This is a genomic window from Guyparkeria sp. (assembly GCF_046540515.1).
Taxonomy (GTDB): Bacteria; Pseudomonadota; Gammaproteobacteria; order Halothiobacillales; family Halothiobacillaceae; genus Guyparkeria.
This window is the reverse complement of sequence record NZ_JBKHFB010000003.1, coordinates 1-23,531: the sequence shown is the minus strand read 5'-3', so window position 1 is coordinate 23,531 and position 23,531 is coordinate 1. Positions and strand designations below refer to the sequence as shown.

At 66.0% G+C, this 23,531-nt stretch carries 22 protein-coding genes and 1 tRNA gene; 3 read left to right on the top strand and 20 right to left on the bottom strand.

Features of this window, described 5'->3' with window-relative positions:
• Window positions 1-10 precede the first annotated feature (10 nt).
• From lepB to rpoE, 7 genes are all read right to left on the bottom strand, one after another.
• Complete coding sequence (gene lepB / locus ACLFRM_RS00655; protein ID WP_410753650.1) at window positions 11-841, bottom strand: signal peptidase I; 831 nt, start codon at window positions 839-841, stop codon at window positions 11-13.
• A 43-nt stretch (window positions 842-884) separates the two neighbouring features.
• Window positions 885-2,699 (bottom strand): translation elongation factor 4, encoded by a 1,815-nt coding sequence (gene lepA, locus ACLFRM_RS00650; RefSeq protein ID WP_410753649.1) that lies wholly within the window; start codon window positions 2,697-2,699, stop codon window positions 885-887.
• Between the two features lie 134 nt (window positions 2,700-2,833).
• Window positions 2,834-4,309 (bottom strand): trypsin-like peptidase domain-containing protein, encoded by a 1,476-nt coding sequence (locus ACLFRM_RS00645; RefSeq protein WP_410753648.1) that lies wholly within the window; start codon window positions 4,307-4,309, stop codon window positions 2,834-2,836.
• 86 nt (window positions 4,310-4,395) lie between these two features.
• The gene (locus ACLFRM_RS00640) at window positions 4,396-4,902 is read right to left on the bottom strand and encodes a SoxR reducing system RseC family protein (protein ID WP_410753692.1); all 507 of its coding nucleotides are present in this window, start codon (window positions 4,900-4,902) and stop codon (window positions 4,396-4,398) included.
• Window positions 4,902-6,014 (bottom strand): MucB/RseB C-terminal domain-containing protein, encoded by a 1,113-nt coding sequence (locus tag ACLFRM_RS00635; protein ID WP_410753647.1) that lies wholly within the window; start codon window positions 6,012-6,014, stop codon window positions 4,902-4,904. Before ACLFRM_RS00635 ends, ACLFRM_RS00640 begins: the two co-directional genes overlap by 1 nt.
• 10 nt (window positions 6,015-6,024) lie before the next feature.
• Complete coding sequence (locus ACLFRM_RS00630) at window positions 6,025-6,705, bottom strand: hypothetical protein (protein ID WP_410753646.1); 681 nt, start codon at window positions 6,703-6,705, stop codon at window positions 6,025-6,027.
• 16 nt (window positions 6,706-6,721) lie between these two features.
• Window positions 6,722-7,312 (bottom strand): RNA polymerase sigma factor RpoE, encoded by a 591-nt coding sequence (gene rpoE / locus ACLFRM_RS00625; RefSeq protein ID WP_410753645.1) that lies wholly within the window; start codon window positions 7,310-7,312, stop codon window positions 6,722-6,724.
• Between the two features lie 239 nt (window positions 7,313-7,551).
• Between rpoE and nadB the strand changes: the two genes are divergently transcribed.
• The gene (gene nadB, locus ACLFRM_RS00620) at window positions 7,552-9,222 is read left to right on the top strand and encodes an L-aspartate oxidase (RefSeq protein WP_410753644.1); all 1,671 of its coding nucleotides are present in this window, start codon (window positions 7,552-7,554) and stop codon (window positions 9,220-9,222) included.
• 130 nt (window positions 9,223-9,352) lie between these two features.
• On the opposite strand, the gene pal is transcribed toward nadB, so the two are convergent.
• Window positions 9,353-9,877, bottom strand: a complete 525-nt coding sequence (pal, locus tag ACLFRM_RS00615) for a peptidoglycan-associated lipoprotein Pal (protein WP_410753642.1) — start codon at window positions 9,875-9,877, stop codon at window positions 9,353-9,355.
• A 232-nt stretch (window positions 9,878-10,109) separates the two neighbouring features.
• On the opposite strand from pal, the gene ACLFRM_RS00610 reads away from it, so the two are divergent.
• Window positions 10,110-10,200 (top strand) — tRNA-Ser (locus ACLFRM_RS00610).
• A gap of 80 nt (window positions 10,201-10,280) precedes the next feature.
• Here the strand turns inward: ACLFRM_RS00610 and ACLFRM_RS00605 are convergent.
• The 12 genes from ACLFRM_RS00605 to truA form a co-directional block, all read right to left on the bottom strand.
• Window positions 10,281-10,970: an FMN-binding negative transcriptional regulator gene (locus tag ACLFRM_RS00605; RefSeq protein WP_410753641.1), complete on the bottom strand. Its 690-nt coding sequence runs from the start codon at window positions 10,968-10,970 to the stop codon at window positions 10,281-10,283.
• 4 nt (window positions 10,971-10,974) lie between these two features.
• A complete protein-coding gene (ilvD, locus tag ACLFRM_RS00600; protein ID WP_410753640.1) occupies window positions 10,975-12,840 on the bottom strand; it encodes a dihydroxy-acid dehydratase in 1,866 nt (621 codons plus the stop codon).
• A 36-nt stretch (window positions 12,841-12,876) separates the two neighbouring features.
• Window positions 12,877-13,395, bottom strand: a complete 519-nt coding sequence (locus tag ACLFRM_RS00595) for a L,D-transpeptidase family protein (protein WP_410753691.1) — start codon at window positions 13,393-13,395, stop codon at window positions 12,877-12,879.
• A gap of 166 nt (window positions 13,396-13,561) precedes the next feature.
• A complete protein-coding gene (gene purF, locus ACLFRM_RS00590) occupies window positions 13,562-15,097 on the bottom strand; it encodes an amidophosphoribosyltransferase (protein WP_410753639.1) in 1,536 nt (511 codons plus the stop codon).
• A gap of 179 nt (window positions 15,098-15,276) precedes the next feature.
• The gene (locus tag ACLFRM_RS00585) at window positions 15,277-15,765 is read right to left on the bottom strand and encodes a CvpA family protein (protein ID WP_410753638.1); all 489 of its coding nucleotides are present in this window, start codon (window positions 15,763-15,765) and stop codon (window positions 15,277-15,279) included.
• A 55-nt stretch (window positions 15,766-15,820) separates the two neighbouring features.
• A complete protein-coding gene (locus tag ACLFRM_RS00580) occupies window positions 15,821-16,618 on the bottom strand; it encodes an SPOR domain-containing protein (protein WP_410753637.1) in 798 nt (265 codons plus the stop codon).
• A gap of 18 nt (window positions 16,619-16,636) precedes the next feature.
• Window positions 16,637-17,959 carry a bifunctional folylpolyglutamate synthase/dihydrofolate synthase gene (locus ACLFRM_RS00575; RefSeq protein ID WP_410753636.1) on the bottom strand — a complete coding sequence of 441 codons (1,323 nt, stop codon included), beginning with the start codon at window positions 17,957-17,959 and terminating at the stop codon, window positions 16,637-16,639.
• Between the two features lie 41 nt (window positions 17,960-18,000).
• Window positions 18,001-18,885, bottom strand: coding sequence for an acetyl-CoA carboxylase, carboxyltransferase subunit beta (gene accD, locus ACLFRM_RS00570; RefSeq protein WP_410753635.1), 885 nt, complete (start codon window positions 18,883-18,885; stop codon window positions 18,001-18,003).
• Between the two features lie 80 nt (window positions 18,886-18,965).
• Window positions 18,966-19,820: a tryptophan synthase subunit alpha gene (gene trpA, locus ACLFRM_RS00565; protein ID WP_410753634.1), complete on the bottom strand. Its 855-nt coding sequence runs from the start codon at window positions 19,818-19,820 to the stop codon at window positions 18,966-18,968.
• Window positions 19,817-21,058, bottom strand: coding sequence for a tryptophan synthase subunit beta (gene trpB / locus ACLFRM_RS00560; protein WP_410753633.1), 1,242 nt, complete (start codon window positions 21,056-21,058; stop codon window positions 19,817-19,819). The genes trpA and trpB overlap by 4 nt, the downstream gene beginning before the upstream one ends.
• A complete protein-coding gene (locus ACLFRM_RS00555; protein ID WP_410753632.1) occupies window positions 21,039-21,689 on the bottom strand; it encodes a phosphoribosylanthranilate isomerase in 651 nt (216 codons plus the stop codon). Before ACLFRM_RS00555 ends, trpB begins: the two co-directional genes overlap by 20 nt.
• A gap of 101 nt (window positions 21,690-21,790) precedes the next feature.
• The gene (truA, locus tag ACLFRM_RS00550) at window positions 21,791-22,579 is read right to left on the bottom strand and encodes a tRNA pseudouridine(38-40) synthase TruA (protein WP_410753631.1); all 789 of its coding nucleotides are present in this window, start codon (window positions 22,577-22,579) and stop codon (window positions 21,791-21,793) included.
• 353 nt (window positions 22,580-22,932) lie between these two features.
• Between truA and ACLFRM_RS00545 the strand changes: the two genes are divergently transcribed.
• Window positions 22,933-23,531 (top strand): TolC family protein (locus ACLFRM_RS00545; RefSeq protein WP_410753629.1); only part of this gene is annotated, 599 nt, incomplete at its 3' end.

The following is a 23,531-nucleotide window of genomic DNA, read 5'->3' as shown; positions in this document are numbered from 1 at the left end:
TCGGTTGACGTCAATCGGTGTCGATGGAACGACCGATGCGGCCGGCATCGAACCCACCGTCCTGCCAGTTCCAGTGCAGCCAGATCATAACCGCTTTGCCGACCAGATTCGATTCCGGCACGTAGCCCCAGAAGCGGCTGTCGTTGCTGTGGTTGCGGTTGTCCCCCATGACGAAATAGTGACCATCGGGCACCGTCCACTCGGCCGCACCCAGGCGGCGATCGGTGTCCATCAGGACGCGATGCGGTCCGCCGTCCGGCAGGGTCTCTATGCCCGTGGTCAGCCCGGCGTGCTTGAGGTTCGCGTCACCCTCGTAGCGGCCGGTGGTCTCCAGCTTCACCTCTTCACCGTTGATCCACAGGCGCTGGTCGTCCACGCGCACCTTGTCGCCCGGCAAGCCGACGATGCGCTTGATGTAGTCGACCTCGGGCTGCTCGGGGTAGCGGAAGACCGTCACGTCGCCGCGCTGCGGCTCACCGATCGGCAACACCTCGGTGTTGATCACCGGCAGGCGCAGGCCGTAGCTGTACTTGTTGACCAGGATGAAGTCGCCCACCAGGAGCGTCGGCATCATCGAACCGGAGGGAATGCGGAACGGCTCGAACAGGAACGAACGGATGACCAGCACGGCCAGCAGGATCGGGAAGAACGACTTGGCGTAGTCGACCAGCATCGGTTCGTGGTCCGCCGATCCCTTCGTCTCGATGCCCGCCTCGCTACCGAGCTCGCGCGCCTCGTTTGCCAACCGGGCACGACGGCGAGGCCGGAAGACCAGTCGATCGATCAGCCAGATCAGGCCACTGGCCGCGGTGGCCACCACCAAGAGAAGTTCGAAATCCACGACGTGCTCCGCGTTGGGTCAGTCGGGTCGCGCCCGGCGACGTTCAGTTGTTCTTGTTGTCCATCTGCAGCACGGCGAGGAAGGCCTCCTGCGGCACCTCGACCTTGCCGATGTTCTTCATGCGCTTCTTGCCGGCCTTCTGCTTCTCGATCAGCTTCTTCTTGCGCGAGACGTCGCCGCCGTAACACTTGGCCAGCACGTTCTTGCGCAGCGCCTTGACGTTGGTTCGGGCGATGATCTTGCCGCCGATGGCCGCCTGCAGCGCCACTTCGAACATCTGCTGCGGAATCAGTTCCTTGAGCTTCTCCACCAGCTCGCGACCGCGCTGTTCGGACTTGTCGCGGTGGACGATCAGCGACAGCGAATCGACCGCCTCGCCGTTGATCAGGATGTCCATCTTGACCAGCTTGGCCGCCTCGAATCGATCGAGGTGATAGTCGAAGGAAGCATAACCGCGGGAGACGGACTTCAGGCGGTCGAAGAAGTCGAGCACCACCTCGGCCAGCGGCAGATCGAAGATCAGCGTGACCTGGTTGCCCGAGTAAAGCATGTTCTTCTGCACGCCGCGCTTTTCCATGCAGAGGTTCAGTACCGGCCCGACGAAATCCTGCGGGCAGAGGATATGCGCCTCGATGATCGGCTCGCGGATCTCGTTGATCAGCGTCGGTTCGGGCAGCTGCGAGGGGTTGTGGATCTGGTAGGTCGTGCCGTCCTTCTCCTCGACCTCGAAGATGACCGTCGGCGCGGTCGTGATCAGGTCGATGTCGTACTCGCGCTCGAGCCGCTCCTGGATGATCTCCATGTGCAGCAGCCCCAAAAACCCGCAGCGGAAGCCGAAGCCCAGGGCGGTGGATACTTCCGGCTCGAAGTGCAGCGCGGCGTCGTTCAGGCGCAGCTTGCGCAGTGCCTCGCGCAGATCGTCGTAGTGGTCGGACTCGACCGGGTAGAGACCGGAAAAGACCCGCGGCTGCATCTCCTTGAAGCCCGGCAGCGCCTCGGCGGCCGGATTCTCGGCGTCGGTGAAGGTATCCCCGACCTTGGCCGAGTCGATGTCCTTGATCCCGGCGATGACGAAGCCCACCTCGCCGGCGAACAGGCCGTCGCGCGCCAGCGTCTTGGGCGTGAACACCCCGGTCTTGTCGACGGTGAACACGTCACCGGTGCCCATGGCCTTGATCTTCGCCTTGGGCCGGATCGCCCCGTCGATGACGCGCACCAGCGCGACCACGCCGACGTAGTTGTCGAACCAGGAATCGACGATCAGCGCCTTGAGCGGGCCGTCCTCGTTGCCCTCGGGCGGCGGGATCTGCTCGATCAGCCGCTCGACGACCTCCTCGACGCCCTCGCCCGTCTTGGCCGAGCAGGTCACGGCGTTCTGCGCCTCGATGCCGATGATGTCCTCGATCTCGGCCTTGACCCGGTCGGGCTCGGCGGCCGGCAGGTCGATCTTGTTGAGCACCGGCACGACCTCGAGCCCCAGGTCGATCGCGGTGTAGCAGTTGGCCACCGACTGGGCCTCCACGCCCTGGGAGGCGTCCACCACCAGCAGTGCGCCCTCGCAGGCGGCCAGCGACCGGGATACCTCGTAGGAGAAGTCGACGTGCCCCGGGGTGTCGATGAAGTTCAGCCGGTAGGTCTCGCCGTCGCGCGAGTGGTAGTCCAGCGAGACGCTCTGCGCCTTGATGGTGATGCCGCGCTCGCGCTCGATGTCCATCGAGTCGAGTACCTGCGCGCTCATCTCGCGCTCCTCGAGCCCCTCGCAACGCTGGATGATGCGATCAGCCAAGGTCGACTTGCCATGGTCGATGTGCGCAATGATCGAGAAGTTGCGAATCCGCGAGAGTCGCTCGGACGCCATAAGGGTTTAACTTTCGGTTCGTGGGAACGCCCCGCGACCGACTGGGACCGCCGCGGGAGAAGCCGCACAGTATATAGGTCAAGCCTGGCCGCTGCACGAAACACGGGGCACGGCCGCCCGGTCTCGCCGAACGGTCAGCCGGCGTCGTGGGGGCTGCCGGACAAGGCAGGCATGAAAAAGCGTTGCTCGCCATCACGTTCGACCAGAAACAGCACCAGGTCGTTGGCCTTGCCACCACGGTTGTGGGCAATTCGCGCGATCTCGCGGTAGGCCTCGGTGAGCGTCTTGACCGGCTTGCGGTCGATCGACAGGACACGATCGCCGGGCATGAGTCCCGCCAGGGTCGCCGGCCCCTGCGGGTCGAGTTCACCGACGCGCACGCCACCGTCCTCCCCCTGTCGAAGGATCATGCCGAGCGTCTCGATCACCACCAGTTCCGGCTCCCCTGACGACTCCGGGTCGATCCGGCTCGGCTCCGTGCCTGCGGCATCGGGCAATTCCGTGAGCGTCACATCCACTTGACGCGTTTCCCCCCGGGCCAGCAGGTCGATCGTCACCTTCGACCCCGGCGGCAGGGAGCCCAGCGCCTCGGTCAGAGCGGCGCCGTCGGCAATCGGAATGTCGTTGACGGACAGGATGACGTCGCCGGCGAGGATTGACGAATCCGCCGCCGGGGAATCCTCGACGATACGCACCACCTCGGCGCCCCGCGCGACGTCGAGTCCGAGGCGATCTGCCAGTTCGCGGCTGACAGCGCGCACCTCCACGCCCAGAAAACCACGTCGGACCTCGCCGTTCTGCTTGATCTGGCGAATCACGTCGACCACGTAATTGATCGGAATGGCGAACGATATCCCGTTGAAGGCACCGGACTCGGTGAATATCTGCGCGTTGATCCCGACCACCTGCCCGCGCGTGTTGAACAACGGCCCGCCCGAGTTGCCGGGATTGATCGCCACATCGCTCTGGATGAAGGGCACGTAGGGCTGTCTCGACTGGCCAGGAAGGTGCCGGCCAAGCCCGCTGATAACGCCCGCGGTCACCGTCTGGTCGAAGCCGTAGGGCGAGCCGATGGCCAGCGCCCACTGGCCGGGGCGGACCTCGTCGGAATCGCCCAGCGATACCGACGGCAGCCCCTCGGCATCCACCTTGAGCAGCGCGATGTCGCCGATACCGTCGATACCGACCACGTCGGCGACCAGTTCGCGCCCGTCGGTCAGCCTCACGAAGACCTTGTTCGCCCCGTCGATCACATGCGCGTTGGTCACCACGTAGCCGTCCGAGCTGAGGATGAACCCCGACCCGTCATTTTCCTGTGGCAGCAACGGCCCCGGCACCGAGTCCCCGCGCTCACCGAACAGCCCGCGCCACAAGTCGTCCCGGTTGCCCCCGTTTTCGCCATCGCCCCCGATCGACGGCAGGCTGCTCACACCGGTTACATTGACCACCGAGGAGGCGTTGGCTTCCACCAGCCGTGTGAAATCCGGCAATCCGGTGACCTGCTCGGCCGGGCGTTGGTCCTCGGGATCGGCACAGCCTGCGACCAGTCCTGCCGACAGCATCGCGGTCAGGGCGAGGACTCGCCACCAGGCGAAGCGCGGGGAGCTCATTCGGAGTGAAAACATCAAGACAGCATGACCGAGAAAGATGTACGACGGCGACCCTTTGACACGAGCCCCCTGTCAGGCGCGCTAGCTTACTGCGAATCGCGGAACGGATCGACGGATGACTCACCGGCCTGGCGCAAGGTAATTTCATGAAGGACCGGGAAGAAGGCTCCGGAGCGAGCCTGGCGTTGCTGGCGGGCCCGTACCCACCACAGGCTGCCGGTCAACCCCAAGGCGGCACCCGAGACGGTGAGCCATTCCCTAGCGAACAGCACCTCCGCCAGAAGCGCGCCACCCAACAGGCCCAACAGCGGGGCCAGATAGAGCCAAAGCGAGGCAATCAGCACCGCCCGTTGCGACAAGGCGATCACCACGTGATCGCCGACGCCCAGGGTCTGATCGGTGGGCAGATAGAGCCGGTGCCGGGGAAGGCGAAACAGCCGCTGGAAAACGCTCACCCCGCAGCCACGCCCGTCACGGCAGTTCGCACACCCGCCTTGCCCCTCCGATTCCAGCCAGGCCCCGCCGGGCTCCACGGCGACCACGCGAGCGGCCTCGAGTACCGGCTGGTCGATGGCATGCCGATCATCCACCATCACTCGACCGGGCGCTCCTCGTCGGACCCGGCCTCAGGGATCGTGTTTTCCACCAGTGCCTCCACCGTGGCCGCGGGCACGTCACCGATGGCCGTGATGCGCACGTCGTCGACGCTGCGCGCGGCCATCGTCATGCCCTGGTCGGTACGAGTGACCTGACGAGCCACATCGCTGTCATGCTTCTCGACGAAAACGGACGCCGTGGCCAGCCCGTCGGTGACCACCATGTGCTCGAAGTACTGCCCGGTGACCGGATTGCGCCGCCAGTCGCGAGAGCGGATTTCGTAACCCGCCGGCAGCGGATCGACGATCCAGCCGCTCTGTCGAATCGGTGCCTGCTCGACCGGTTCGCCGCCGAACTCGATCCGCTCGTAGTCATCGCCGAGGCCGTCGAGCAACTCGTCCTGAAAGGACAGTTCCGCCGACTCCAGCGGCTCGACCCGGGTGAACTGGTTGTGCTCGATCGGCCGACCCCGCTCGTCGTAGATGCTCATGCGCAACAGCAACGGCTCCTGCTCGCCGATGCAGAGCTTGTAGCCGTAGCGGTAGGCGTCACGCGGCACCACGGCCATCAGATGGCAGCCCTCGCCCGCCACACGGCTCCTGCCAAGATCGATCAGGCGGTAGTCCCCATCGAGCTGATCGATGGACTCGAAGCGCTCGCCGGAAAGGCGACTGTTGATGTTGGGATAATCGCCCAGCATTACCTGCCGACGCTCCGGCCACAGGCAGGCACACCGATTTCCGACTCGTCGGATCTCGCGCACCTCGCCGTTTTCCGCCACCAGCAGTTCGACTCGCTTGCCGTCCACGCGACGATGAACCACCCGCATCAGGTCGATCTGGTCACCCCGAATATGGATGAACCGACCGCCGTAGGTACGACTGGCCATGGCATCGACCATGGCCCGAACCCGTTCGCGCAGAACCGCGCTCCCGACAACACCGGCGCCCTCACCCGGGGCCTCCAGACTGGTCGGTTGCTCTGGCTCTGCCGGCAGGGCCTCGAGCAGCGGCTCGGCCCGTACAGGCGAACAGCAGAAGGCCACCCCCGCAAGGACGAAGGTGGCCAACGAGAGTCGCTTCGGAAACGGTAACCGCAATGCTTGCATCACGCCTCGCTTACTTCTGATCAAAGGCCGCCGCACGAGCCTCGGGAGCGGTGGTGCCGAATTCGGGCGTCGCCATGCGGTAGTGCGTAACCACGTAGGGATCCGGCCCGGTATTGCCGCCCCCCGTCGCCCAGTCCGGAAGCTTGGTGTTGCTTCCCGAGGCAGCCGAGGCCTGTACCACACGGCTCTGCTGTGGGTTGACCGCCGCGGCCGCCGGCGAGGCATCCTTCGGAACATCCTGGGCATTGAGCGACGCCATCACGGCCCGATCATTGTCGGTCGGACCCTCTGCCTGCATCGGCTCGACACCGCTGCGATCTTCCGTCGAAAGCGTCAGGCCCACGGCCGTGACTGCGGCGAACAGCGAGGCCGCAACCGCACCCAGCCAGACGCGCCGACCACGCCAGGAGCGGGCGGCCGCCAGGGAGACGACCTTGCCGCCTCCGGGGCGTTCGTTCTCGGGGATCTCGTCGAGTCGGGCATTGATCGAATCGAGCAGATCCCGTGTGGCAAGCGCCTCACCACGCAGGCGACTACCGATGAGGTCGTAGTTGCGCGTATGCGCTCGCACGCCGTCGATGTCTGCCAGCAGCGAATCGATTTCCGTTTCACCCGCCCGGCTCTCGTCGTCCCACCAGTCCGAAACCGTGACCCGGAGAGATGTCGTCTGGTTTGCCTGCCGTTGCTTCATACCGTTACCACCTAAGTTAACCGCCCTTGAACGGTTCAATCGACTGCTCAATGGCCTCGCGGGCGCGGAATATCCTCGACCGTACCGTGCCGATGGGGCAATCCATCACCGACGCGATCTCCTCGTAACTCAGCCCTTCCATCTCGCGCAGGGTCAATGCCGTGCGCAGATCCTCGGGAAGTTCACCGATCGCCCGGTCGATGGCCACCTTGAGTTGTTCGGTGGCGGCCAGTGCGTCGGGCGTCCCGCCATCGCGCAGCGCCTCGGGCTCGATCATTGGTTCGTCAGACTCGTCGGAGCCGCCGGAGTTCAACGAAACCATGTAGCCACCTCGGGCATCCGAGGCAAGCTGATTCTTGGCGGTGTTGACCGCGATCCGATAGATCCAGGTATAGAAGGCGCTGTCACCGCGAAAACGGTCGAGTGCCCGATACGCCTTCACAAACGTTTCCTGAGAAAGATCAAGAACCTGCTCATTATCGCGAATGTAGCGCGCGATGAGTCGCTGCACGCGGTGCTGGTATTTCAGGACCAGGAGATCGAAGGCTCGCCGGTCACCCTTGCGGGCGCGGGCCACCAGGGCCTTGTCGTTCTCCTCGGCGCTCATTTTCGTATCCGTTCTGCCTGTATATGAAGTCGTGATATGAAGTCTTGATGGAAGTGGTGGAGACTCGCCTCGGGTCATTCGCTCAGGTGGCAACACCCGACATCGCGCCCCCGCCCGGCACAATCGGCGCAAGCACGTATACTTGGCCGACGACAGTGTATCGAAATCCCGCGCAGCAGGCATATGTTGCCGACCGCATCTGCACGGATCACGACCCGAGCCCCGAGCCCCGAGACCCCATGAGCGATTCGACCAAAAGCAGCACCCTGGAAAGCGATGTCCTGATCATCGGTTCAGGCGCCGCGGGCCTGGCCATGGCGCTGCGCCTGCCAGACACCTTGCGCGTGCTGGTGATCAGCAAGGGTCAGCTGGTGGGTGGAAGCACCCCCTGGGCCCAGGGAGGCATTGCCGCCGCCCTGGGCGGCGACAGGGACGTCCGGCAGCACGTCGAGGACACCATAAACGCCGGCGCCGGGCTGCCCGACCGCGAGGTGGTCGAACGCGTGGTCCGGGCCGGGCCCGACCAGATCCAGTGGCTCGAATCACTCGACATGCCGTTCACCCATGACCGGGATGCCCCGGACCGACTGCATTTGACTCGGGAAGGCGGCCACAGCCAACGCCGGGTCGCCCATGCGGCCGATCACACCGGCCGATCGCTGATGGACACACTGGTCGAGGCGGTCAACCGCCGGGACAACGTCACCGTGCTCGAGCGCCACAACGCCGTCGACCTGATCACCGCCCGCCGGCTCGGTGAAACGCGTGACGCCTGTCTGGGCGCCTATGTGCTGGACATCGAGAACGACCGCGTCATCACGATCCGGGCACGCCACACGGCGCTGGCCACGGGCGGGGCGGCAAAGGCCTACCTGTTCACCACCAACCCCGATGGCGCCACCGGTGACGGCATCGCCATGGGCTGGCGAGCCGGTTGCCGGGTGGCTAACATGGAGTTCATCCAGTTCCACCCTACCTGCCTGTACGAGCCGCGCGCCAAGTCGTTCCTGATCAGCGAGGCCGTACGCGGCGAAGGCGGTGTGCTGCTGCGCCCCGACGGCACGCGCTTCATGCCCGACCACCACCCGGATGCCGAACTGGCACCGCGCGACATCGTCGCCCGCGCCATCGATGCCGAGATCAAGCGACTGGGTATCGACTGCGTCTACCTCGACATCAGCTTCAAGGGACGGGAGTTCATCGAGACCCACTTCCCGATGATCCACGCCCGCTGCCTCGAATTCGGCTACGACATGACCCGCGAGCCCCTGCCCGTGGTGCCCGCCGCGCACTACACCTGCGGCGGGGTGATGGTCGACGAACACGGCCGGACCGACATCGACAACCTCTACGCGATCGGCGAGACGGCACATACCGGACTGCACGGCGCCAACCGGCTCGCCAGCAACTCGCTGCTCGAATGCCTGGTCTTCGCCCAGGCCGCCGCCGAGTTCATCGGCGAACATCCCGACGCCGGACAGCGCGAATATCCGCCGATCCCGCCCTGGGATGAAAGCCAGGTCACCGACCCCGACGAGGCCGTCGTGGTCACGCACAACTGGGACGAACTACGCCGCAGCATGTGGAGCTACGTGGGCATTGTGCGCACCACCAAGCGGCTCTACCGCGCCCGCGATCGCATCAACCTCCTGCGCCGCGAGATCCACGACTACTACGCGCACTTTCGCGTGAGCAACAACCTGATCGAGCTGCGCAACCTCGTCGAGGTCGCCGACCTGATCGTCCGTTCGGCCCTGACCCGCCACGAAAGCCGGGGCCTGCACTACAGCAAGGACTTCCCGCAGACCAACCCGCGAGCCGAACACTTCAACACGGTCCTGGTCCCGCCACCGGCCCGACCGTACCCAAGCGTACTCCGACGACACCACCGCATCCCACCGGAAGCCTGACCCCTCGGACTCCGAGGGTATACGGACGAACGACATCGACAACAAAAAAGCCAGGCATCAGCCTGGCTTTCGGACGTTGGAGACCGGAGCGAGACCCGGCGGCAACGCCGGGAGCGTGCCCGTCTGGGGATTACTGACCGTATTCGATAACCGCACGACGGTTCTTTGCCCAGGCATCCTCGCCACTGCCATCGACGGCCGGGCGCTCCTCACCGTAGCTGACGGTGTCGATCTGGTTCGAGGACACCCCGTAGGAGAGCAGCACGTCGCGAACGGCGTTGGCACGCTTCTCGCCCAGGGCGATGTTGTACTCGCGACTGCCGCGCTCGTCGGTATGCCCCTCGATCACCACCTCACGGTTACCGTTTTCCTTGAGGAAATCGGCGTTGGCTTCCAGCATGTCCTGGTACTTGCCGCCGACGGAGTACTCGTCGAAGCCGAAGTAGACCACGCGCTCACGCTCGGCCGGCTGCCCTTCATAGAGCTCGGCCGTGCTCATGCCGTCGGCACCGGAAACACCGGTACTACGAGCACCATCGGCCGACGTGCCGTCACCGCTGGCGGCACCGTCCTCGGCACCCGGGCCCGGGGTGGAACTACAGGCCGACAGCACAACGGCCAGCGCGCCGACAGAGGCAAGATAGGACCAACGCATAATTCGATCTCCTTGAATTGGAATCAACATCACGAAACGGCAAAAACAATACCACAGCGCACGGACATGCGAACCATGTCGAGGTGCCGCGCTGAGACCCTGAAGATCGGTCCGGGTTCCCCAGGAACGGCGTGTTCATTGCACATATGCAACACGTGCCGTTGCATTATCGCCACAACCGAAGGCCGACTTGACAACATCCAGCCAGATCATGGAATATGCGCCGCTTCGCGGAGGGTTGGCAGAGCGGTTGAATGCACCGGTCTTGAAAACCGGCAAGGGTTAATAGCCCTTCCAGGGTTCGAATCCCTGACCCTCCGCCACAACACGAGAAACCCCACAAGACCTGTTGATCTTGTGGGGTTTTTTCATGCAAACGATTTCTGGGTTACAGAATATCGCGTCACGGCCCGTTGCCATTGTCCGATGCGATATCCGTGCGCCTCTCCATCAAAGCCGCCATGATTCCGCACTCCCCGTCTGCCCGACCAAGAAGCCCGGCAATCACCCCCTTGCGATCCCGTCGGGTCTTGTTCTGGGAGAGCTTCTCGATTCCGTCGATTCGCTCGGGCAGCAATTCGATGCCGACGATCGCCGCCTTCATCTCGGTGATCTGATGCTCGGGCAGGTGATCCCAGTCGAACGGGTCGCCATCGATCCGTGTCTGGTGGGTATCGATCAGGTCATGCAGGTGTCGATCGAGCCAGTCGGAATCCCCCTCGCCGACCAATCGTACCCGGCCCCGCACGTGCACCGCCTGGTAGTTCCAGGTCGGCACGCTGGTCTCTCGGGCATCGACGTACCAGCGCGGCGAGACATAGGCATCCGGGCCGGTGAAGATCAGGATCGCGGCCAGTTCGCGGCCGTCGACCAGCGCCTCGGCCACCGGATTCGCGCGGGCCAGGTGCGACTCGAATCGCCAGGTCTCGGGCCGTGCCGGCTCGCCAAAACGCAGAAAGGGCAGGTGCACGCACGGCATCTGCCCCTCGATGGCCAGGACCAGCGCGGCGAACGGGTGGGTTGCCACCACCTCGGCGAGCACCGCCGGATCGTCCTGGCGGAAGTGAGGCGGGATGTAGGTCCCGACCGACACCCGCTTACTTCACGCCGATCTGCGAGAGGTCGCGTACCGCGCCCAGCGAGGCCGAGGTGGTCAGCGCCGCGTAGGCCTTGAGCGCCTGGCTGACGTGGCGTTGCCGGTTGACCGGCTTGTAGGCGGCATCGCCCCGCTCGACCATCTTCTCGCGCCGGTGCGCCATGGTGGCGTCATCGATGTCCAGGTGAATGGTGCGTTCGGGGATGTCGATCACGATGGTGTCGCCCTCCTCGACCAGCGCGATCTCGCCACCGGCGGCCGCCTCTGGCGACGCGTGGCCGATCGACAGGCCCGAGGTGCCCCCGGAGAATCGCCCGTCGGTCAGCAGCGCGCAGTCCTTGCCCAGCCCCTTGGATTTGAGATAGCTGGTCGGGTAGAGCATCTCCTGCATGCCCGGGCCGCCCTTGGGCCCCTCGTACTGGATCACGACCACGTCGCCGGGCACGATCTGGTCGCCCAGGATCGCCTCGACGGCCGCATCCTGCGACTCGAAGATCCGTGCCCGGCCGGTGAACTTGAGGATCGACTCGTCGACGCCGGCGGTCTTGACGATGCAACCGTCGCGGGCGATGTTGCCGAACAGCACCGCCAGGCCGCCGTCCTTCGAGTAGGCGTGCTCGTAGTCGCGGATACAGCCGTTGACCCGGTCGATGTCCAGGCTCGGCCAGCGGGTGTCCTGCGAGAAAGCCGTCTGGGTGGGAATGCCGGCCGGACCGGCCAGATAGCGGCTCTTGGCCTCCTCGCAGGCCGTCTCGCGGGCGATGTCCCAGCGATCGAGGGCCTCTTCCACGGTCCTGCTGTGTACCGTCGGGATGTCGTTGTGCAGCAAACCGGCGCGATCGAGCTCGCCCAGGATCGCCATCACGCCGCCGGCACGGTGCACGTCCTCCATGTGGTACTGCGCCGTGCTGGGGGCAACCTTGCACAGGTGCGGGATCTTGCGGCTCATGCGGTCGATGTCGGTCATGTCGAAGGCAACCTCGCCCTCGCGCGCCGCGGCCAACAGGTGCAATACCGTATTGGTGGAGCCGCCCATGGCGATGTCGAGCGCCATGGCGTTCTCGAAGGCCTCGCGGGTGGCGATCGAGCGCGGCAGCACGTCATCCGCGTCGTTCTCGTAGTATTCCTTGGCCAGGCGCACGATCTGGCGACCGGCCTCGAGGAACAGCTCGCGACGATCGGCGTGCGTGGCCAAGAGCGAACCGTTGCCCGGCAGCGACAGGCCCAGCGCCTCGGTCAGGCAGTTCATCGAGTTGGCCGTGAACATCCCCGAGCAGGACCCGCAGGTGGGACAGGCCGACCGCTCGATCTGGGCGAGCACCTCGTCGGAAACCGAGTCGTCAGCAGCCTGGACCATGGCATCGACCAGGTCGAGCTTGACGATCTCGTCACCACCACCGGCGAGACGGGTCTTGCCCGCCTCCATCGGCCCGCCGGAGACGAACACGACCGGAATGTTCAGCCGCATGGCCGCGTTGAGCATACCCGGGGTGATCTTGTCGCAGTTGGAGATGCACACCAGGGCGTCGGCACAGTGGGCATTGACCATGTACTCGACCGAGTCGGCGATGATGTCTCGGCTGGGCAGTGAATAGAGCATGCCGCCGTGACCCATGGCGATGCCGTCGTCCACGGCAATCGTGTTGAATTCCTTGGCGATGCCGCCGGCCTTCTCCACCTCGCGCGCCACCAACTGGCCCATGTCCTTGAGATGGACGTGACCGGGCACGAACTGGGTGAACGAGTTGGCGATCGCGATGATCGGCTTGCCGAAATCGTCGTCCTTCACGCCCGTGGCGCGCCACAGTGCGCGGGCACCGGCCATGTTGCGGCCGTGGGTGGTGGTCTTGGAACGATAATCGGGCATGGATCGGGTCTCCGAACTACGGGTTGTCGTCTGTGCTTATTCGATGATGTCGACCAGCGCGCCTTCCCGGACGCGGTCGAACAGCGTGATCACGTCGGCGTTGGTCATGCGCACGCAGCCGTGCGAGGCCGGCTGGCCGATGCGGCCCTCTTCCGGCGTGCCGTGGATATAGATGTAGCGCTGCTTGGAATCGACGTCTCCGCCCTGGTTGACGCCGGGCTCGAGGCCCTCGAGCCACAGGATCCGCGTGGTTACGTCGTCGCGGGGGGCGCGTTCCTCCGGCCCGGTCAGGATGTCCGCCAGCTCGCCGGTGGGCACGCGACCGCGAAAGATCATGCCGCTAGGCGCATCGCCGCCGATCTTCACATCGACTCGGTGCAAACCCAGAGGCGTCTGCAGGCTCCCTTCCCGGTTTCCGGTGCCCCGCTCGGCGGTGGAAACCGGGAAGGTGCCGGCCAGGGAGCCGGACTCGAACAGGTAGAGCCGCTGGCTAGGCACGTCGACCACCAGTGCCTGGCCGCCGCGGTCCGAGCCGTGGGCGAGGCGCTCTGCCATCGCCGCCGCCGAGCGCGTGACGCGCTCCGGAACGCCCGAGGTCGATTGCATCTCGGACTGAGGATCCATCTCACCGCCCACCGCCGCGGCGGGCGCGTCGGCAAGTGCGCCCGGCGACGCCAGCGAGGCCAATAGGCCGACGAACAGCCACGCCAGCCCAGCCCGCTTATTGGTCATTGTAGAGACCGACGGAGACGATATCGCGCGATCGGCGCGAGGCGCCAGCCGCCCCGTTGGCCTGATCACGGGCGGAATCGGCGCGGTTGCTGGCCAGGTTGTCGAGGTAGGCGACATCGATATCGTTGGTGACGTAATCGCCGGTGAAGCAGGAGCAGTCGAACTCGTTGAGCGTCGGGTTGCCCTGACGCACGGCTTCCTTGAGGTCCTCGAGGTCCTGGTAGATCAGGTCGTCGGCACCGATGGCGTCGCGAATCGCCTCGACGTCGCGGTTGTGGGCGACGAACTCGTTCGCCGCCGGCATGTCGATGCCATAGACGTTCGGGTAACGAACCGCCGGGGCCGCCGAGGCCATGAACACCTTCTTGGCACCGGCCTCGCGGGCCATGCGGATGATCTCGCTCGAGGTGGTACCACGCACGATCGAGTCGTCGACCAGCAGCACGTTCTTGCCGCGGAACTCGAGGTCGATCGCGTTGAGCTTCTGGCGCACGGAGCGCTTGCGCTTGGCCTGCCCCGGCATGATGAAGGTGCGCGCGATATAGCGGTTCTTGACGAAGCCCTCGCGGTACTTGAGGTTCAGGTTGACCGCGATCTCGAGCGCGGCGGTGCGGCTGGTATCGGGGATCGGGATCACCACGTCGATGTCGTGGTGGCTCCACTCGCGCTGGATCTTCTCGGCGAGCATCTCGCCCATGCGCATGCGGGCCCGGTAGACCGAGACATCGTCGATGATCGAGTCGGGACGGGCCAGGTAGACGTACTCGAAGATGCAGCTGGCGTACTGCGGATCATCGGCACACTGGCGCAGCGTGACCTCGCCCTCGCGGGAGATGAAGATCGCCTCGCCGGGGGCGAGATCGCGCACCAGCTCGAATTCGCCGGCCTCGATGGCGACCGACTCCGAGGCGATCATGTACTCGGTGCCACGCTCGGTCTCGCGCTTGCCGTAGCAGACCGGGCGAATGCCACGCGGGTCGCGGAAGGCGAACACGCCCACGCCGGCGATCAACCCGATGACGGCATAGGCGCCGCGCGCCCGGCGATGCACGTTGGTGATGGCACCGAACACGTCATCGGCCGTCGGACAGGCACCGGCGATCGCGGCCAGTTCGTGGGCGAAGACGTTGAGCAGCACCTCGGAGTCGGAATTGGTGTTGAGGTGGCGGCGATCCTCCGCCACCACGGCGGCACGCAACTCGTCGACGTTGGTGAGGTTGCCGTTGTGACCCATGGCGATCCCGAACGGCGCATTGACGTAGAAGGGCTGCGCCTCGGCCGAGGAGTCGCAGCCGGCCGTCGGGTAGCGCACATGACCGATGCCCATGCTGCCCATCAGCTGGCGCATGTGCCGGGTGTGGAAGACGTCCTTGACCAGACCGTTTTCCTTGCGGAGAAAGAGCCGTTCCTCGTCGGAGGTGAGAATGCCCGCGGCATCCTGACCTCGGTGCTGCAGTACGGTCAGCCCGTCATACAGCGCCTGATTCACCGGCGATTTCGCCACCATCCCAATAATGCCGCACATGCGTCAAACCACCTCGGTACGTAACCGTGCAAAAAGTCAAAAGGTCTCGGCCCGGGCGCTCCCGCCCGAGACCGAAACGGCGACGCCGGAGCGATCGGTCGACCGTTCCGGCGTGATTCGGGGCATCCCCGAAGGCGGGCCGCTTCCACCAGCTCGCCAGGTTGTTCTTCGAGCCGCCGTCACCACTGCACGTTGCGGGCGACGTCGGCCGGCAGGATGGCCAGCAGCCACTCCGATACCACCTGGAAATGCGGTATCAGCATCGAGGCCTGCCACCACTGCTCTTTCGGCAAGGCGGTAAACCCGCCCAGGAGCAGCAGGCCGGCGACGATCAGCACCCCGCGCAACAGCCCGAAAACCATGCCCACCGAGCGGTCCGTCCCCGACAGCCCGGTGGTCTCGACCAGCTTCGAGATCGCCCAGTTGATGATCCCGCCCAGGATCAGCACCACCACGAACAGCGCCACGAAGGCAATGGCCACCCGCGCGGACGGAATGTCCACCGCCTCGGGCACCAGTACCGAGGCGGTCTGCGAAAACGCCAGCGCGATGCCGAAGGCCGCCAGCCAGGTAATCAGCGAGATCACCTCCTTGACGAAACCGCGCACCAGGGCAATGGCCGTGGAGATCAGCACGATCGCCAGCAATACCCAGTCGACCAACGTCATGACTGCCTCCCTGCCAATGCGGTCACGCGTTGGTTCGTCCGGCCCATTTGGTCATTCACTTGGTCATCACCAGACCATCGCGACCGATGCGCTGGCGGAGCCGCTCGGTTGCCTCGCTGGCCAATTCACGCGTGTCATACGGCCCGACGCGGACCCGCCATACCGTACCCTGCTCGGAAAACAGCGGCTTGACCGTGACCTCGAAGCCCGAGGATTCGACGGAGGACGCCAGTGCCCGGGCGTTACGCTCGTCCGAGAAGCTGCCCAATTGCACCACGAACTCGCCGCTCTCCGAGCTTTCCGGCAGATTCTCGGACGAGGAGGACTTCTCGTCCGACGATGCCGACTTCGACTCTTCCTCCGGCTCGGCGTCCGACTTCTCATCCGCCCTTGAATCAGTGGGCTCATCGGCGGACGGAGACGGTGCCTCTTCCGAGGGTTCGCCGGGTTCACCGGGCTCGCTGACCACGCTCGCCTCAGAGACTTCGGTGTTCATTTCCTCGGGCAGCGCAGCGGCCTCGATCTCGTTTTCCACCTTCGAGCCAGACTTGTCCGACTCGGGCTCCGGTGCCTCGTCCGTCCGGGCCTCAGCCGGCTCCTGGTCCGGAAACAGCGATGTCGGCGGATTCTCCAACGGTTCGCCGGTCTCGCCGGGCGGGTCGGGGATCTCGATTTCTTCGCTGCCGTTCACCTCAGGTTTCTCGGGTGCCGTCTGCACCCGCAGGCTGTCGATGCCGCTGCCGTCCAGCCACAGGGGCAGCAACAGGACGGCCAGCGCGACGACCACCGACGCGCCTACCAGGCGTTGGCGAAAGCGCGATTCGGTCCAGCTAGATTCGGTTTGCTCAGCCACGGCGTCCTCTTTGCCTAGTTACGACGGGGGCGATACGCCGGCATTCTCTCGCGTATCCAACCGCGCCCGCAATGGACCGACGACGTGGAAGGAACCGAACACGACGATTTCGTCGTTCTCGCCGGCCGCGGCAAGCGCGGCATTATACGCTCCCCACAGGTCGGCTTCACGATTGACGACGTTCGCGCCGGCTTGGGCAAGCGCGGCCTCGATACGACCGATCGACGCCCCCCGGGGTTCCGCCAGGGGCGCGACGAACCAGGCATCGACGCCAGCGGCGAGTGTCTGCACGATGGCCTCGATCGGCTTGTCATCCAGTGCGGAGAAGACCGCCAGCCGGCGCCCGACCCTTCGATCACCCATTCGAGCGTCCAGGTCCTCGGCAAGCGTGCGCGCCGCCTCGACATTATGGGCCACGTCGAAGGTAACGGCCCGCCCGCGATCGACGAAACGCTCCAGACGACCGGCCAGCCGCACCCCGGCCAACCCGTCTCGGACCGCGCGATCCGGGATCGCAAGCGGGCTGCGCGGGTGTTGTAGCAGTGCAACGACGCCGGCCGCGTTGTTCCACTGGTGGCGCCCGGCGAGAGCCGGTCGGGGCAGGCTGGTGGTGACGCCGTCGCGAACCAGCCCGAACACCGCGGCGTCATTGTCATCAGGCGCCGGACAGGTCGCCGTCACGGCAAAGTCCACGTCGAGGCAGAGCAGATCCGTACCCAGCCGTTCGGCGATCTCCCGCACGGCGGCCACGGGGTCGGGATCGACATACACCGCCGGCTGACCGGCTCGGAGGATGCCGGCCTTCTCGCGGCCGATCGCCTCGCGACCCTCGCCCAGCCAGTCCTGGTGATCGAGGCCAATGGCCGTGATCAGGGCCAGGTCGGCATCCAGCGCGTTGACCGCGTCCAGACGGCCGCCCAGGCCGACCTCGAGCACCCAGACATCCACCCCGGCATCGGCGAACACCAGGAAGGCCGCCACCGTGAGCCACTCGAAGTAGGTCAGCGCGTTGCTGTCGGGATGCGAATCGATGCGTTCGAAGGCGCGGACCAGGGCGGCCGCATCGACCATCTCGCCGTCGATCAGGAAGCGCTCGCGCACGTCCACCAGGTGCGGCGAGGTGTAGCTGCCCACCCGGTAGCCCGCCGCCCGACAGATGGCGGATGCCATCATCACGCTCGAGCCCTTGCCGTTGGTGCCGGCCACCGTGATCACGCAGGCGCGGGGGCGGTCGCCCATCAGGTCTTGCGTGATCCGGCGACAGCGGTCGACACCGGGCTCGATCCGGTTGGGATCGCGCTGCAACAGGGCCTCGAGCCAGTCGTTGATGGAGCGGGTCACGTCACGTTACCCCGCGGGCAACCGAATAACGGCACGAGCTCTCACGAGGCCGCGCGGGCACGCTCGCGGGGCAGGTCCTTTTTCTGCAGGTTGGCGACCAGCAGGGCCACGGTCTGCGGCAGTTCGGCTCGGGGAACGATCATGTCGATCGCGCCGTGCTCGAGCAGGAACTCGCTGCGCTGGAACCCCTCCGGCAGGGTCTCGCGCACGGTCTGCTCGATGACCCGCGGGCCGGCAAAGCCGATCAGGGCGTTCGGTTCGGCGATCTGCACGTCGCCCAGCATGGCCAGCGAGGCCGAGACGCCCCCCATGGTGGGATCGGTCAGCACCACGATGAACGGCAGCTGCTTTTTCGACAGTCGCGTCAGCGCCGCCGACGTCTTGGCCATCTGCATCAGGGAGAACAGCGCCTCCTGCATCCGTGCCCCGCCCGAGGCGGTGAACACCACCAGCGCACAGCGGTTCTGCATGGCCGCGTCCACCGCGCGGACGAACTTCTCGCCGACCACCGAGCCCATCGATCCGCCCATGAAGGCGAAGTTGAACGCCGCGGCGATCACCGGCACCCCGTCGGTGCTGCCGCGCATCACCACCAGGGCATCCTTCTCGCCGGTCTTCTTCTGGCTGGCCGAGATGCGATCGCGGTACTTTTTCTGGTCGCGGAACTTGAGCATGTCGACCGGCGCGATCTCGGTGAACAGCTCCTCGCGACCGTTGGCGTCGAGGAAGGCATCGAGCCGGTCGCGCACGTCGATGCGCATGTGGTGGCCGCACTTGGGACACACCTCGAGGTTGCGACGCAACTCCTCGCGGTACAGCACGGCATCGCACCCGGCGCACTTGACCCACAGGCCTTCCGGCACGCCGCGCTTGCCGGTGCTCTCCGTTCGGATGCGTGATGGAATCAGCTTGTCCAGCCAGCTCATGCTCGAACTCTCCCGGGACGATAATCGTTACCGTGGCATGCCGACGCGCTCATCGCCGTCGGCCGCCGTCGTTTGTTGTGTCAGGTGGACGAACGGGCCGATTCCACGGCCGCCCGCAGCTCGGCGAGAAAGCCACGCACGGTCTCCAGCACCTCGTCGTTCATGCCTCCGGCCGCCGTGACCTGCTCGTGGATCAGGCGCACGATCGCGCTGCCGACGATCACGGCATCGGCCACGCGGCCGACCTGCCCGGCCGTCGCCGCATCGCGGATGCCGAAGCCGACACCCACCGGCAGGTCGCAGGTCTCGCGAATGCCCTCGACCTGGGAGGCCAGGGCCGCGGTGTCGAGGTTGGCCGCCCCGGTCACGCCCTTGAGCGAGACGTAATAGACGAAGCCGGAGCCCTTGCTGGCCACCTCGCGGGTCCGCCCGGCGCTGGTGGTCGGGGCGAGCAGGAAGATCGGGTCCATGCCGCGTGCGCCCATCGCCGCGGCCAGCTCGTCGGCCTCCTCCGGCGGCAGATCGACCGTCAGCACGCCATCGACGCCGGCGGTGGCCGCCTTGTCGACGAAGGTATCCACGCCGATGGCCTCGATCGGATTCTGGTAGCCCATCAGCACCACCGGGGTCTCGCCGTCACGGCGGCGGAACTCGGCGACCAGATCGATCACGCCACGCAGTCCCAGGCCGGATTTCAATGCCCGCTCGTGGGCCGCCTGGATGACCGGCCCGTCGGCCATGGGGTCGGAGAACGGCACGCCGATCTCGATCGCGTCCGCCCCGCCCTCGACCATCGCGTGCATCAGGGCCACGGTGGCCTCGCCGCTCGGGTCGCCGGCGGTAATGTAGGGGATCAACGCGGCGCGGCCCTCGCCCTCCAGGCGCTCGAACAGGGCGGCCAGGCGGCTTGTCGGTTGCTTGGTCGTCTCGCTCACAGTTCGATCCCCTCGAGCTTGGCCACGGTGTTGATGTCCTTGTCGCCCCGGCCGGAGAGGTTGACCAGGATGCGCTGACCGCCGCGCGCCTCGGCCAGCAGCCTGGCATGGGCGACCGCGTGAGCCGATTCGATCGCGGGGATGATGCCCTCGCAGCGCATGGTGTCGTGGAACGCCGCCATGGCCTGCTCGTCGGTGATCGCCGCGTAGCTCACCCGCCCGATATCCTTGAGCCAGGCGTGCTCCGGTCCCACACCCGGATAGTCGAGGCCGGCGGAGATCGAGTGCGTGCCGATGATCTGACCGTTCTCGTCCTCCATCAGGTAGGTGCGGTTGCCGTGCAGGACACCGGGTCGACCGGCGGTCAGCGGCGCAGCGTGCCGACCGGTCTCCACGCCGTCGCCACCGGCCTCGGAACCGTGCAACTCGACCGACTCGTCGGGCAGGAACTCGTGGAAGATGCCGATCGCGTTCGACCCGCCACCCACGCAGGCGACCACCTGATCGGGCAGCTCGCCGGTCTTCTCCAGCATCTGGGCGCGGGCCTCGCGGCCGATCACCGACTGGAAGTCGCGCACCATCTGCGGGTACGGGTGCGGGCCGGCGACGGTGCCGATGATGTAGAAGGTGTCGTCGACGTTGGTGACCCAGTCGCGCATCGCCTCGTTGAGGGCGTCCTTGAGCGTGCGCGTGCCGGAATCGACCGGCACCACCTTCGCGCCCAGCAGGCGCATGCGAAAGACGTTCGGGGCCTGGCGCTGGATGTCGTCGGCGCCCATGTAGACCACGCACTCGATGCCCAGGCGCGCGGCGACCGTGGCCGTGGCCACGCCGTGCTGGCCGGCGCCGGTCTCGGCGATGATGCGGGTCTTGCCCATGCGCTTGGCCAGCAGGGCCTGGCCGAGGGCGTTGTTGATCTTGTGCGCACCGGTGTGGTTGAGATCCTCGCGCTTGAGCCAGATCTCCGCGCCGTAGAGCTCGGACAGGCGCCTGGCGTGGTAGAGCGCGGTGGGACGGCCGACGTAGTCGCGCAGGTCCGACTCGAACTCCTCGACGAAGCCCGGATCGTCGCGATACGTCTCGTAGGCGGCGGCCAGTTCCTCGATCGGCCCCATCAGGGTCTCGGCGACGTAGCGGCCACCATAGTCGCCGAAGCGCCCGCGCTGGTCCGGGAAGCTAGCGTAATCCACCGGCGCGCCGATCGACTCGACACTGGCCTTATTGCTGGTTTCGGGCATGCCCCACCCCTCGCATGAATGCATGAATTTTGTCGGCCGACTTGATACCCGGCGCCTCCTCGACCCCGCTGGAAACGTCCACCGCGTAGGGCGACAACGTACCGATCGCCTCGCCGACGTTTTCCGGCGTCAGGCCGCCGGCCAGTATCCACGGCCGGCGATCGCGACCGTTGTCCCGTGGCCAGCGGCTCCAGTCGAAGGTGTGCCCGGTGCCGCCCAGGCCAGTGACCGCATGGCTGTCGAGCAAGAAGCCGCGCGCCGTGTGGTGTTCCTGCAGGACACGCCGACGGGCCTCGTCGTCCAGCTCGGCGCTGACCGCCTTGATGTAGGGACGACCGAACTGTCGGCAGAACCGCCCCGTCTCGCTGCCGTGAAACTGCAGCAGATCCGGGCCGACCTGGTCGATCACCGTCTCCACCCAATCGACCGTCGGATCGGCGAACAACGCCACCGCCTGCACGAACGCCGGCACGCGTGCGACCAGCTCACGGGCGGTCTCCACGCGGATCGAGCGCCGGCTTGCAGGCACGAACACGAACCCGAGCGCATCCGCGCCGGCCGCCACCGCGGAGTCGATGTCCGCCTGACGAGTGATTCCGCAGATCTTGACCCGTGTGCGGCTGATGTCCACCGGTGGTACGACCCTCTCGCGAGCATTGAATGGAAAGACAAGCAGGGCCGCGGATTCTAGCAGGATTCCACCGACCACTCGACAGGGAGTGATGCCGGCCGTCAGTCGATCTGTTCGAACAGCGGGCGGCGAGCGGCCGTCGGCAGGCCGAACCGTTCCGGGTAGGTCACCCCGGTGAGATACAGGCCGTCCGCCGGGGCTGTGATGCCGGCCGCCTCGCGATTGCAGGCGGAAAGGGCCTCGCTGATCCAGTCGACCGGCCGCTCGCCGCCCCCCACGGCGAACAGGCTGCCGACGATATTGCGCACCATGTGGTGCAGGAAGGCGTTGGCCCGTACGTCGATGAACAGGTAGTCGCCACGACGGCTCACGGCGATCTGCTCGACGCGGCGCACCGGCGAATGCGCCTGGCAGTCCTTGCCACGGAAACTGGAGAAATCGTGCTCGCCGATCAGGCGATCGGCCGCGGCCTGCATGCGCGCCTCGTCGAGGGGGCGATACCACCAGCTCAAGCGCCCGGCCGAAATCGCCGGACGAGTCGAGCGGTTGATCAGGCAGTAACGGTATTCGCGCGCGGTCGCGCAAAAGCGGGCGTGAAACGCCTCGTCCACCTCGTGAACCCACAGGGCGGTGATGTCGCGCGGCAGATGCTGCATCGTGCCCATCTGCCAGCCATAGAGGGGGCGTTCGACCTCGACGTCGAAGTGGACCACCTGGCCTGTCGCGTGCACGCCGCGATCGGTGCGACCGGCACAGACCACCTCGACCGGTCCGTCGGCGACGCGGCCGATCGCGCGCTCGACGCGTTCCTGGACCGAATCGCTGTGCGACTGACGCTGCCAGCCGTGGTAGCGCCCGCCGTCGTATTCGATGCCCATGGCCAATCGCATGCCCCGTTCCCCTCCAGTTGCCTTGTCCCGCCCGGCGTTTCGCCCGGGAGGGGCGATGATACCGGTTAAGCCGTCGGCCACCCACGCGCGGCCGGACACGGCATCGAAAAGCCCCGTTCATCAGTAGCTTGCAACCTACTGATACACCGATCCATTTGGGCATCGCGTGCTAGCATCCCATCGACAAGGAATACCACGCGGGTTTCATATATTAGTGCCTGCTGATATACTCCGCGCCTCACCGGCGAGGCGACCCGCTCGGGCGCTGGGCGGCGCCTCGGACGGAACTTCGCCAGAAAACGCGAACGACGTCCTCTTCGGGCGCTCCGCAACCGCATTCAAGGACACAGAGCATGGCGTGCAGCACTACTCCCCTGCTTTCATCGAGGGTTTCCACGCGGTCCGCGTCTCCACGCGGAGGCCGCTCGCCCGCTTGCCGACCACGACTGCTCCCGGCGACCATCGCCCTGGCCCTCTCGATGGGTTCACTGACCCTTGCCGGCCCGACGCCGGCCGCCGAGGACCCGGTCGACTTCACCGCGAACACCCAGGCCGAGTCCCGCCAGGCACTTGCCCTGCCCTTCAACGAGGCCGTCGAGCGCACGCTGAACCAGAACGCCGCCGTGGACATTTCCCAGGCCCGCATCGACGAGGCGCGCGCGGCGATCGAGCAGGCCAACGGCAACCTGCTGCCCACGCTCGACCTGTCGTTTGGCGTGACGGGGTCGAACAATCCGCTGAATGTCTTCGGCATGAAGCTCCAGCAGGAGCAGGCGAACTTCAATGACTTCGGCGCCGGGGAGTTTTTTCAAGCCGCCGGGCAGGATTTCAGCAATCTAGACAACGCCTTGCAGACCGAACCGGACAATCTCAATGACCCGGGCTGGCACCACAACGTCCAGACCTCGCTCAAATTGTCCGTGCCCGTCTACAACGGCGGCAAGATCCGCGA